Below are 12218 nucleotides of genomic sequence, written 5' to 3' on the forward strand. Positions count from 1 at the left end.
CGCCCCTCCCCACAGGCCCCGTCGCCCCCACCGTTTCGCTCTCCGTCTCCCTCTCCGTCGACAAGCTCATGGCGGCGGCCCTGGCCGGCGAACACGGCCCGCTCCCCTCCGAACTCATCGCGACCAGCGTGTTCTGGATCCATCACGGAACCCGCCTGGCCGGCGGCGACACCACCTACCTCAACCAGTACGTCCTGGTCCGTCTCGGCGACTCCTTCGGCGGCTGCGCGTTCGAGGCCGGCGAACTGGCCCCGGAGGTCTGCCGCGACTACTCCGGGACGCCGCTCGACGTCCTGCTGCGCGAGGCCCCGCGCCCCCTGCGGATCGCCGCCCTCGACGCGTACCTCGCGCACACCCGCCCCCACCGGGTGGCCGCCGACGAGGGAGACGCCGAGCCCGTCACCCTCCCGGGCGGGACGCCGGAGACCCGCGCGAGGGCCCGCGACGCGGCCATCGCCGGGCTGCTCGACGTCGAAGACGGCGCGACCGTGGGACTCATCGGCGTGGTCAACCCGCTGGTCGCGGCGATACGCGAGCGCGGCGGCGAACCCCTGCCCTGCGACTTCAACCTCAGGCAGACCCAGTGGGGCGATCCCGTCACCGACGACATGCACGAAGTCCTCGACCGCGCCGACGCCGTCGTCGCCACGGGAATGACCCTGAGCAACGGCTCGTTCGACACGATCCTGGAGCGCTGCCGCCACCGCGGCATCCCGCTGATCGTGTACGCGCAGAGCGGCAGCGCCGTCGCCCGTGCCTTCCTCGGCTCGGGGGTGACCGCCCTGTCGGCGGAGCCGTTCCCCTTCTCCCAGTTCAGCGCCGAGGAGACGGTCCTGTACCGCTACCGCACAGCGGACGGCGGGGCCGCATGACCCGCGACACCCACCCGACCCCACCCACAGCCAAGGCCAAGGCCGACGCCGACACACGCGCACGCGCACGCCCGAGTGCGAGCACGGGAACGGGTACGGGTGCGGACGCAGGACCCGACGCCCTCCCCACCGGCACCGGACACGCTCCCTGCCACCACGGCGAACTCCTCCAGGGCGTCTTCCTGGACGCCGACGGACGCCGGTGCGCAGGCCTGGTCACCCTCCCCATGGCCGGCCCCGGCAGCCGGGCCGAGTTCGTCCGCCGCCCCGGCACACCGCCGGAGGCGCTCACCGTCGTCCCCGCCGACCGTGGGAAAGCCGCAAGGGCCGTCGCCTTCGCGGCGGCGGAGTGCGCACGACGGGCCGGACTGCCGCCCAGCGGCGGGCAGTTGAGGCTCACCGGCGACGTGCCGGTGGGCCTGGGCATGGGCAGCTCCACGAGTGACGTGATCGCGACCGTCCGGGCGGTCGCCGACTCGTACGGGCTCCGCCTCGCCCCCGAGACCGTCGCCCGCCTTGCCGTCCGGGCGGAACGGGCCAGCGATCCGCTGATGCTCGACGCCCGCCCGGTCCTCTTCGCCCAGCGGGAGGGCCGGATCCTGGAGGTCCTGGGGCAGGCCCTCCCGCCCCTGGTCGTCGTGGGCTGCGTACTCGGCGGGGGAGCGCCCGTCGACACCCTGGCCCTGCCCGTACGGGAGACCACGGACGCCGACATCCAGGAGTACGAACGACTGCGCACCCTCCTGCGCCGCGCGATGACCACCGGCGACGCACGGCTGGTGGGTCACGTGGCCACGGCCAGTGCGCGACGCGGCCAAGAGGTCTTGAAACACCGGGAGTTCCAGACGCTGATCGCGATCGCCCGCCGGTCCGGAGCGGCGGGCGTGCAGATCGCGCACAGCGGCGCCGTGGCAGGCGTCCTCTTCGACCCGGCCGCACCGGGGGACCTGCGGTCTCGCCTGCGCGTGTGCCGGCACGCCCTGAACACCCACGGCATCCCCACCACCCGCACCTTCACGACCTTCACCCACGCCCCCGAGGAGTTCCCCGATGGACGAGCACATCGCCGACGCGATCGGCCGGCCCGACCTGATACGCCTCGACGACCGGCTCGTCTGCCTGCGCTTTGAGACGATGAAGGTGGTCTCCGCGCTGGCCGCGGTACGCCACCTCCTCGACACCGGAGCCGTACGGCGTGGGGACACCCTCCTCGACAGCTCCAGCGGCATCTACGCGTACGCCCTGGCTCTGGCCTGCCACCGGCACGGCATGCACTGCCACGTCGTCGGCTCGACGACCGTCGACAAGACCCTGCGCACCCAGCTCTCCGTGCTGGGGGCCACGCTCGAACAGATGGAACCCTGCGACGACCTCAAACTCGACCAGAAGCGACGCGTAGAGCGGATCCACGAGATCCTCACCGCACACCCCGAGTACCACTGGATGCGGCAGTACCACGACGACATCCACTACCTCGGCTACCGCGCGATCGCCGACCGCATCGGGGAGGAGGCCGGCGCGAACCGGCTCACCCTCGTCGGCGGAGTCGGCTCGGGGGCCTCCACCGGTGCACTCACCCGCTGTCTGCGCGCGGCGGGCGACGGCTCGGCCGACGTCGAACTCGTCGGCGTCCAGCCCTACGGAAGCCTCACGTTCGGAGCCGAGCACACCTCGGACCCCGAGATCATCATCGCCGGGATCGGGAGCTCCATCCCCTTCGGCAACGTCAGGCACGAGCTGTACGACACCCTGCACTGGATCTCCTTCGACGCCGCCCTGTCCGGCGCCGTCGACCTCCTGCGTCGCCACGCGGTCTTCGCGGGCCTGTCCACCGGCGCGGCCTACCTCGCGGCCCGCCACGAACATGACCGCGCTCCCGAACGGACCGTCCTCTTCATCGCCCCCGACACCGGTCACCGCTACGTCGACACCGTCTACACCCGCCACCGCGAAGCCACGCCCGTCGCCCACCTCACCCCCCGGGACATCGTCGACCAGACCGAACTGGCCCTTCCCTGGTCCCGGATGCCCTGGAACCGAACCACGGGCCCGTCACTCGCCTCGTAACACCCCAACACCCCAACACCCCAACGCGCTGACACCCCGGGCCCAGGACCAGCTCCGTACGCCACTATGGGATGTTTGCTGAGTTCACCCCAATAGATGCGGAAAATACGGAAAGCAGGGAATGGTGCGGAACGGTGGCAGCTACGGCGAAGACACCACGGAACAAGGCGACGGCCGGCTCCGGATCCTGCTGTACGTGGCGTTTCTCCTGCTTCTGGGCTCCGCCCTCACCCGCTTCCTGATCCGGCACACGGGCGAGAACCTCGCCCCCTGGGTCATCTCCCTCTCAGCCGCTCTGGCGGTCCTCTACGTCGTCGAACCGTTCCTGGGCCCTCGCCCGTCGAGGCGCAGATACGCGTGGCTCGGGGCGGTCGTCGCCGTCTGGTTCGCCTTGGTCTGGCTGGCGCCGAGCTTCGGCTGGTGCGCGGTCCCGCTCTTCTTCATCGGCCTGCGCACCCTGCGCCCACCGGCCGCGATCGCCCTTATCGCACTGGTGACCGCGGCCTCGGTGACCGCACACCTGCGGCTGGCCGGTCGCCTGGACGTGGACGTGTTCCTCGCACCTCCGGCGATCGCCGCGATCGCCGTCGCGGTCTACGTCCAGATGGACCGCCAGGCGCGGCGCCAGCGCGAGCTGATCGACGACCTGATCCGTACCCGCCGTGAACTCGCCGCGACCGAACGCCGCGAGGGCACTCTCGCCGAGCGCCAGCGCCTGTCCATGGAGATCCACGACAGCCTGGCCCAGGGGCTGTCGAGTCAGCAGATGCTGCTCCAGGCCGCAGACCGCGTCTGGGACACCGACCCGGCCACCGCCCGCACTCACGTACACACCGCCACCGCGATCGCCGAGCACAACCTCGCCGAGGCCCGCCGCTTCGTCCACGACCTGGCCCCCGCCGACCTCGCCGACGGCGACGGCCTCGACCAAGCCCTCCGCACCCTCGCCGAACGGGAGACCTCGGACCGCCTCATCGTCCACTGCCACATCGACGGCACCCCCACCGGGCCCCTGCCCGAGCGAGTCCAGTCCGCCCTGCTCCGCATCGCCCAGGGCGCCCTCGCGAACGTCCGCGAACACTCCGGCGCGACCACCGCGGCGCTCACCCTGACGTACCTCGACGACCAGGTCGTGCTGGACGTCTCCGACAACGGCAACGGCTTCGACCCCGCATTCGGCCCCGCCTTCGACCCAGCCGACGCGCGGCACGGCGAAGAGGCGGGCACACGCGGGCACGGCCTCCCCGCCATCCGGACCCGCACCCGCCAACTCGGCGGCACCCTCACCATCGAATCCCTCCCGGGCGAGGGCACGGTCCTCTCCGCCGCGGTCCCCGTCCACCCCGCGACGACCTGACCCGGAACGCCCCGCCCCGCACCTGCTTCACGCGAAACACGGAAGCCGGCCCAGGCCGCCCGACGCGTCGGGATGCCCACGGGGCGCCCACGGTGTCGGCGTCGTCAGATGCCGCAGCTGGACGCGGACCAGAAGCGGCTGCCCCGGTGGTCGAGGTGGGTGTGGTCGCCGTGTCCGGGGTAGCCCGGGCCGAGGATCCCGTTGAAACCGTGGTTACGTGCCTGCTGGGCCAGCAGGCACAGCGAGTGGGGTCCGGAGCCGAGGTCGGCCGCGTCGCCGTAGAGGTGGCGGCTCGACGTGGCACCGCCGACGGCGTCGTTGCAGGCGTGGCTGCGGAAGCCGCTGGTGACGCGGATGCTCTGGTCGCCGAGGGCGTGCCGCAGGGCCTCCAGCTTCCACATCGTGCGCAGGGCGTTGGACTTCGCGGTGGCCGCGCTCACCGCCCCTCCGGCCCAGGTGGAGTTGCAGTCGTTGAGCTCGGCGTAGGAGAAGTGGACGGGGGTGCAGTCGTCGTCCTGGAGCGCGTAGATCTTGCCGAACGTCGCCGGGCCCGCGACGCCGTCGGCGGCCAGCCCGTAGGCGGCCTGGAAGCGCTTGACGGCAGCCGCCGTTCCCGGGCCGTAGGCGCCGTCGATCGCGAGCACCCCGCCGTAGCCGGGATACCCGGCCACGCGAATCTGCAGCGCCGTGACGTCGGCACCGGAGGCGCCCTGGGAGAGGGTCCGGGACCAGGTGTAGCAGCCATCGGCCTGGGCGGTGCCGGCCGTGGCCACCACCCCGGTCAACGAGGCAGCCATGAGCATGACAATTGAGAGGAATAGGCGCAGCGGCAGAGAACGTGGGGCGTGTCGGGACATCGATCCTCCATGGCCTCAGGAATCCGAAGTGACCCAGGGGTGAGAGTCCCCCCGAGACTGACGGCCCGGTCGACGCGCGTCAACCACGCCGGAGCGGGCGACATTTGTCGGGCCAATGGCGCCCGGATGAACGAGAAGACCCCCGGGTCTCCGCGCTGACCCCGCCCGATCCGTGGGCCTCGCCACCGGGTGCGCGAGGCCCACGGACCGGGCGGCGGAGAAGGCGGACCACACCGACAACCGATCCCCCGCGTGTCAGAGGCGCTTCGCGCTGCGCAGGGTCTTGGCGTAGTAGCCGTTCCCGTCGAGCCGGGAGACTCCGCCGACGTCGCCGATCGTCGGACCGTTGACCTCCTCGCGGCTGGAGATGAAGATGAGGTGCCCTTCGGTGTCGTGGCCGAGAACCATGCCGACGTGGTCGAGTCGCTGTCCCGTACGGGCGTCGAGCTTGAAGAAGACGAGATCCCCCGGCTGCAGCTGGTCGATGGCGGAGGGGCGGTCCCCTTCCGAGACGCCGGCGAGCGGCAGGACGTCCACACCCCGATCGGAGCGCGCCATGCCGTTCGCGGTGCGGGGCAGGCCGTCCCCGGCGGTGTCGGAGGACATCAGCGGGTAGCGCGCGCGGTAGCCGAGCACCATACGGATGTAGCCCGAACAGTCCAGGGACCGGGCACGCATGGCCTCCGGCGAGCCGACGGCGCCGTTCCGGAACGAGTACGGGATCCCGAGGTAGTCGTAGAAATCGGACTGTTCGAGACGCAGATCCCCGCCCTCGGCCCCCGAGGTGTTCAGCGGCCCGAAGTTCGCGTCACCCGCGTAGACGACCCCCTTCTCGTCCTTCTGCTGCGGCGCGCCCGCCACGTACTGGTTGGCGAAGGCGAAGATGTCGTCCTCCTCGCTGCCCGCGTACTCCGCGTACCAGTCCTTGAACCACTTCCGCTTCTCCGCGCCCTTGGCCCAGGGTTCGGGCATGAGCCGGACCCAGTCCGTCGTCGAGACCTTGGACGCCGTGGAGGCGGGCTCGGCGAAGGTCCGCGCCGGGCCCGTCAGCTTCGCCGTGCGGGCCCCGTCGGTCAGGACCGCCTTGACCTGGCCGTCGGCGCCCCGCAGCACGCTCCGTGCGGGGTTCGCGAGCCGCGTCCACCGCTCCTCGCCCGTCTTCTCGGACGTGGCGGCCTGCCCCCGGACTCCGGTGAGCACGCCGACGTTACGCACCTCGGTGACGCCTCGCTCCTCCTGCTTGCGCAGTTCGAGGGTGAGGTATCCCGAGGTGGCGACGAGCCCGAGGACCACGAGGCCCGTGAGGAGCGGGCGGGTCTTCTTCTTCCCTGCCATGGTTGGTTCTCGATTCTCAGGCGGCGGGCATGACGCCGAGCAGCAGGCCGGCGGCGACGACGATGTAGGCCATCAGGGAGACCGAGGCCGTCGCCAGAAGCGTGGGCCCCTTGGGCTGACGGACCAGCTGGTACGCGATGAGGCCGGGGACGATGAACCCGAGGGTCTGGTTGCCGTACAGCAGCGGGAACTCGAGCGAGAGCACGATCATCACCGTGGCCTGCAGCAGGACGCCCAGGAGGACCACCGCGGCGAACAGCCTCTTGCCGTACAGGATCACGAGCCGCTGCATGACCTTCGTACCCGCGTACGTCAGGGTGGTGACGCCGACGACCATGGCCGCACGCTGCAGGTCCTCGATGAGGGTGAGCGCGAGCCAGCCCGGCGTGATCATTCCGCCGGGGGAGAGGTTGGTGGTGAGGTAGCACAGCAGGGAGAAGAGCAGACCTATGGCGATGCCCAGGGCGGCCATCTCGGGGGTCAGGGCGGCGGTGGTCAACGGTGGCTCCGGGCGCGGGTACGGGTTCGGGCGGGACGGTCGGCAGGGGCCGGCGGCGGTCGGCGGCCGTCGGGGTCAGGAGCGCGGGGTTGGTTGTCCGCCCTCGTCGGCGGGCTGGTGGAACCAGCCGAAGGCCTCCTCGGCCGCCATCCCGCTGCGCCCGTCCACGATCCGCACCATGGGGACCTCCTGGGTCCTGGCGGCCTGGTAGGCCTCCTCGTAGGCCCGGGGATACGAGACATAGGGGTCGATCCAGGACGGCTGGGCGGGCACCACAGGCACCGTGCGAGCACCGGCCCTGGGACCGCCGATGTCCGCATGACCGCCGGCGCCCGCATGACGGCCGACGTCCACGTGAGCAGGGTCGTCCGGGTGAGCACGGTCGTCCGCGGGATCGCTGTCGTCCGCCGGAAGCCCCGCGAGGTACTCCAGCAGCTCCTCGCCCTGGCCGTGGATGTTGCCGATGGCGACGAGCGAAGCGCCGTCGGACATCCGGCCGAGCATCGCGGGCATGAACTCCTCGGCCGGGCGTCGCTCGCCACCCAGGTCGACCGCCCGGTCACGCCAGGAGGCGGGAATGGCGTCGACGGCGCTCTTGGCGGGGTGCCCGATGACGAACACGTTGTCCGGGCGCAGGTCGGGGATGATCTCGCCCATCTGGCCGTTGCGTTCGACGCGGTCGGGCCGGCAGTTGATCACGACGTTCACCGGACGGCTGATGGCGCCGAGGTCGAGCAGCTGGTTGACGTTCATCAGCGTCGACTCCGGGTCGTTCGCGGCGAAGACGTTCGCGAACGCGAGCCGCTTGCCCTCGGGCGTCACGTAACGCTCGACGGACAGGACACCGGGGTCCGGAGGGGCGTCGTACATCCCCTGGAGAGCGACCTGCCGGTCGATGCCGAGGAGCTCCGCGACGGCCAGCGCGATCGCGACGTTCTCCTTGAAGGTGAACCAGCTGAAGCCGCGCAGCTCGGCGTCGGTGACCGACTCGGGGTCGGCGTACACCAGACGGCAGTCGCGGGCGTCCGCCTCCTCCTGCAGGATGTGGAAGCGCTCCTTCTCCGCGGTCACGCAGATGCCGTGCTCCGGCATCGAGCGGCACAGGGAGCGGGCCACGTCGTCCAGGGTGGGGCCCATCTCGGCGAGATGGTCCTCGCGCACGTTGCACAGCACGCCGATGGTCGAGCGGATCAGCTTGCTCTGGTTCACCTCCTGCAGGGCCGGCATGACGGCCATGCACTCGATGACGAGGGCGTGGGGCCGGTACGAGGCGGCCCGGCGCACGATGCCGATCTGCTCCACGATGTTGGCGATGCCGAACTTGCGGTAGACCGGCTCCTCGGTCGCGTCCGGGTGGATGAACCGCGCGGCCGTCCCCGTCGTCTTCGCGACGGTGACGAGACCACCGCCGCGCAGGGCTCCCGCGCACAGCCGGGTGATGGAGGACTTGCCGCGGATGCCGTTGACGAGCACCCGGGTCGGGATGATGTGCAGGGCGGCGTAGTGCCTGCGTTGTTCCACGATGCCCGCGATCAGCAGGAACACCCCGCCGGTCAGCAGGACGAAGTAGAGATAGAGCACGGCCTTGTCACCTTCCGCCGTCGCCGGACCGGGGCGCCGAAGTCCGGCGCGTGTCGCCGCGCCGGTGGGCCTGATGTCTGTGGGCCTGCGCCTGCTGGCGCAGCAGTTCGAGACTGCGGACGACGGCTCCCACCTCGTCCTGGTACCGCGGGTACAGCACGGTCTTCAGGTCGCCGTCCGCGAGCCGCTCCGCCCCGGCTGCCAGCGCCCGCAGCGGCCGGACGATCACGAGGTGGACCCAGCCGAGGCAGACGATGATGGCGGCCAGCCCGAGCATTCCGGCGAGGACGCTGCGGTCCTCGCGCTCGTACGGGGCGATCTGGAAGCGCTCGGCGTCCTGGCGGCTGACGACGGTCCAGCCGATGTCGGCCGTGACGCCGCCGCCGGAGAACGGGGCTGCCGCGGCGACGGTGACGCCGTTGCCTTCGCGGATGAGCAGGGCGTTCTCGACGGGGCCCGCTCCGACCGGGACGCCGGCCGCCCGGACGAGATCGGTCAGCTCGGTCGGCAGTGTCTCGAACGCCAGGAATCCCTTGCCTGCGGCGATGGTCAGGCCGTCGGAGTCCACCACCCGGACCTCGCCGAGACCGGGCCTGGCGAGCAGCGAATTGAGGAACTCCACCCGGATCTCGCCGACCAGGGTGCGCCCCTCGCGCCCCGGTACGGGAGCCCCGGCCTGGATGACCGGCTCCTTGCCGCCCTTCCCGGACACGCGTACGAGCGGCAGCTCCTCGCCCCGGCTCCAGGCATGCGGGTCCGAGCCCGCGCGCGCACCCACCGAGCCGTCCGCGTCCACGACGTACAGGGCCCGATAGCGGGTGTGCTTGCCGAGCGTGTCCTCCAGCAGACGGGTGGCGTCCTCGGTGTCGTCCGCCGCGATCAGACGGGAGGTGGAGACGAGGTCGGCCTGCGCCTCGTTGAGGGCCCGGCGGAGCCGGTCGGCGATCAGATCCGTACGGTCGCGCTGGTCGTTGACCATGCTCGTCGGCACGCTGACCGACTCGTCCGTACGGTTGAGCAGCAGCCCGACGGGCACGCACCACACGAGTAGCAGCGCGGCCGTCAGCGCGAGCGGCCCGCGTCCGCCGATCCGGATCCGCCTGCGCGGGGTGGGGTCCGGTCCGTCGTCGTCACCGTTCAGCCGACGGCGCATGCGCTCCAGAGCGGCGCCGATGCGGGCGGCCTCCCCCCAGCGGGGGACCGTGACCGGCCGGGTCAGATCGCCGCGTGCGAGCCGGCGGGACTCGAGGAACAGCCGCAGGAGGGGCCGCTGAACGGTCGCCCACAGCACGCCCGCCGCGAGGAGCCCGAGCAGGACGAGGATGCCGGCCGCCACGAGGCCGTACAGCTCACGCCCCTGCTCGCCGGTCTGCTGCTGGACGACGGGCAGCAGCCCCACGACCGTCAGCCCGAGGCCGGCGGCCACGCTCTCCTTCTCCTCGGGATCGGAGGAGGCGAGCGACGCGTACCCGGCGGTGGCCACCCGGCCGTTGTACGCGCCGCCGACGAGGGTGCCGCTGACGCCGGGGTAGCCGCGCGAGCCCGGCTCCTTGGCACGGACGGGATGCTGCTCGGTCCGTTCGGCCGCCTGGTCGGACAGCCGGCTCATCTGCTTGTGGAGGAAGGAGAGCTCCTGGCGTTCCTGGTCGGAGTTGAGCGCCTCGGCGCGCTCGAAGCCGGCCGTGCCGAGGATCTCGCCGCCCCGCGCCACGACCGCCATGGTCCGGAACGGGCCGAGGTTGATCGCGGGTACGGAGAGGCTGCTGGACGCGATCAGAAGCTGCTGCGGCCGGTCCTTCCAGTCGAGTACGGCCATGGTCATCAGGCGTACGTCGCCGGTCGCCAGCCGCACCATGCGGGGCGTCAGAGCCTTGTCGCCGGTGAGGACGTCCTTGTCCAGCCAGGCGAGGGGAATCGTCTCTCCCCGTGTGGCGAGCACCTCCGCGCTCTCCAGGTCCACCACGGTGGTGCCGGTCCACTTCTGGTACGTCCGGCCCAGGTCCGACAGGATGCGCTCGGGCTCGACCGGCCTGCCCGCGCTCAGTGCCGTGGCGGTGCGCTGCAGGTCCGTGACCCGCTCGTCGATCGAGGCGCGCAGGGCGATGGCGCCGTCCTCCGCGAAGTACTGCTGGGAGGACAGCACCGCCTTCGGCGCGACCGTCTCCTTGCCGGGGCCGAGCACCCGGGCCGTCAGACCCGCCAGAGCGAGGACCAGGACGCACAGGAGCGCGATCGGCGGACGGATGCCGCCGAGGAGCGGCATGTCCGCGCGCCTGCGGATCCGCCGCCGCCCTCCCCGCACGGAGTACGCGGCACTGCTCGATGTCACGGCTGCTCTTTCCTGAAGTCCTGCGGCCGCGGCACACGAAGGGGCGGTGTCGAGGCGGGCACCGGGACGCCGGTGCCGAGAATGAACGGGGAGATCGCCGGGCGGTTCGCCCGGCGGCGGTACGCGGTCGGGGCCGGCGCTCAGTCCTCCAGGGAGAGCTCGGCCAGACCGTCGCCTCCCGGAGCCCCCCGGTTGAACAGGAAGCCACGCGTACGTTCGGCGGCGAGGCGGTAGCGGGCGAGCCGGTCGGCGGACAGGTCACCCGGATCGGCGAGCACCCGCCCGACATCGACGAGCCGGTGGTCCTCGACGGCGCCCCGGGGGAGCTCCTCCCCGGGCTCTGTCTCGGGTGGGATGTCCACCAGCGTGGTGCGGTAACGGGCGGCGACGTCCCACCCGGAGGCGGTCTCCCGGAACTCGAACCAGCCGATCGCGCCCTCTTCGGTCAGCCCCGTGGGCGACGAGTGCCGGGCCACCTGGTTGCCCAGGCTGTAGGCCACCCAGGTGCCGTTCAGCTTCTGGACCGGCTGCACCACGTGCGCGTGGTGACCGATCACGAGATCGATCCCGGTTTCCTTCGTGATCCGATCGGCGAGCTGCAGCTGGGGGACGCTCGGCTCGTTGTAGTGCTCCAGGCCCCAGTGGAGCGAGAGGATGACCACCTCGGCGCCCTGCTGCCGGGCCCGTGCCTCGGCCTTCTTGATCTCGTCCGTGCCGATCCGGTTGAAGGCCCAGCGCTCCTTCTGGGGCGTGGGATTGAGGAACGACTCCCACGAGAAGGCGAGGTGCGCCACCTTGACGCCCTTGACGTCGCGGATGTTGATCTTCTCCGCTTCCTCGGGCGTACGCGCCGAGCCGGCATGGCCGAGCCCCACCCTGTCCATGGTGTCCAGGGTGCGGGTGACGGCCTTCAGACCGTGGTCGTAGGTGTGGTTCGACGCGGTCGAGCAGGTGTCGTACCCGACGTCCTTGAGCGTCGTCAGGATCTGCGGCGGCACCAGGAACTCCGGGTACCCCTCGAAGGGCCCCCGGGGTGTGCCGACAGGCGTCTCCAGGTGGCAGATGGCCAGGTCCGCCTTGCTGATCACCGGCCGCACGCCGGACATCAGCGGGCCGAAGTCCAGCCCGGCGTTTCCCTTGCCCGACCTCTTCGCGTCCTTGGCGGCCTGCTGCACCAGCTCGGGGTGGATGAGAACATCTCCCGCGGCGGCGACGGTGAAAACGCGACCGCCCGGCTTGCTCTGCGACTCATCGGGGGACGCCGCGCAGCCGGCGGTGAGAACGGCGAAGACCGCCACTCCTGCCAGTGCACGACCCATGC

At 71.5% G+C, this 12218-nt stretch carries 10 protein-coding genes; 4 read left to right on the forward strand and 6 right to left on the reverse strand.

Annotation, left to right across the window (positions count from 1 at the left end; all coding sequences use genetic code 11):
* The first annotated feature begins 68 nt into the window (after positions 1-68).
* From OG514_RS31635 to OG514_RS31650, 4 genes are all read left to right on the forward strand, one after another.
* Complete coding sequence (locus tag OG514_RS31635) at positions 69-872, forward strand: DUF364 domain-containing protein (protein WP_266901025.1); 804 nt, start codon at positions 69-71, stop codon at positions 870-872.
* On the forward strand, positions 869-2002 hold the full coding sequence (locus OG514_RS31640; protein ID WP_266900581.1) for a GHMP kinase: 1134 nt from the start codon (positions 869-871) through the stop codon (positions 2000-2002). The genes OG514_RS31635 and OG514_RS31640 overlap by 4 nt, the downstream gene beginning before the upstream one ends.
* The gene (locus OG514_RS31645; RefSeq protein WP_266900582.1) at positions 1923-2939 is read left to right on the forward strand and encodes a pyridoxal-phosphate dependent enzyme; all 1017 of its coding nucleotides are present in this window, start codon (positions 1923-1925) and stop codon (positions 2937-2939) included. Before OG514_RS31640 ends, OG514_RS31645 begins: the two co-directional genes overlap by 80 nt.
* Before the next feature lie 121 nt (positions 2940-3060).
* The gene (locus tag OG514_RS31650; protein ID WP_266900583.1) at positions 3061-4296 is read left to right on the forward strand and encodes a sensor histidine kinase; all 1236 of its coding nucleotides are present in this window, start codon (positions 3061-3063) and stop codon (positions 4294-4296) included.
* Positions 4297-4400: 104 nt separating this feature from the next.
* Here the strand turns inward: OG514_RS31650 and OG514_RS31655 are convergent, their stop codons facing one another.
* The 6 genes from OG514_RS31655 to OG514_RS31680 all read right to left on the reverse strand — a co-directional run bounded on the left by OG514_RS31655 (position 4401) and on the right by OG514_RS31680 (position 12216).
* Positions 4401-5093: a D-Ala-D-Ala carboxypeptidase family metallohydrolase gene (locus OG514_RS31655; RefSeq protein ID WP_266900584.1), complete on the reverse strand. Its 693-nt coding sequence runs from the start codon at positions 5091-5093 to the stop codon at positions 4401-4403.
* 315 nt (positions 5094-5408) lie between these two features.
* Positions 5409-6488, reverse strand: a complete 1080-nt coding sequence (locus OG514_RS31660; RefSeq protein ID WP_266900585.1) for a C40 family peptidase — start codon at positions 6486-6488, stop codon at positions 5409-5411.
* A 16-nt stretch (positions 6489-6504) separates the two neighbouring features.
* Positions 6505-6987 carry a poly-gamma-glutamate biosynthesis protein PgsC/CapC gene (locus OG514_RS31665; protein ID WP_266900586.1) on the reverse strand — a complete coding sequence of 161 codons (483 nt, stop codon included), beginning with the start codon at positions 6985-6987 and terminating at the stop codon, positions 6505-6507.
* Between the two features lie 75 nt (positions 6988-7062).
* A complete protein-coding gene (gene pgsB / locus OG514_RS31670) occupies positions 7063-8568 on the reverse strand; it encodes a poly-gamma-glutamate synthase PgsB (RefSeq protein WP_266900587.1) in 1506 nt (501 codons plus the stop codon).
* 7 nt (positions 8569-8575) lie between these two features.
* Complete coding sequence (locus tag OG514_RS31675) at positions 8576-10831, reverse strand: HAMP domain-containing protein (protein ID WP_266901026.1); 2256 nt, start codon at positions 10829-10831, stop codon at positions 8576-8578.
* Between the two features lie 206 nt (positions 10832-11037).
* A complete protein-coding gene (locus OG514_RS31680) occupies positions 11038-12216 on the reverse strand; it encodes a CapA family protein (protein WP_266900588.1) in 1179 nt (392 codons plus the stop codon).
* Positions 12217-12218: the final 2 nt, after the last annotated feature.

The organism is Streptomyces sp. NBC_00572 (genome assembly GCF_026341815.1).
In the GTDB taxonomy this organism is placed as follows: Bacteria; Actinomycetota; Actinomycetes; order Streptomycetales; family Streptomycetaceae; genus Streptomyces.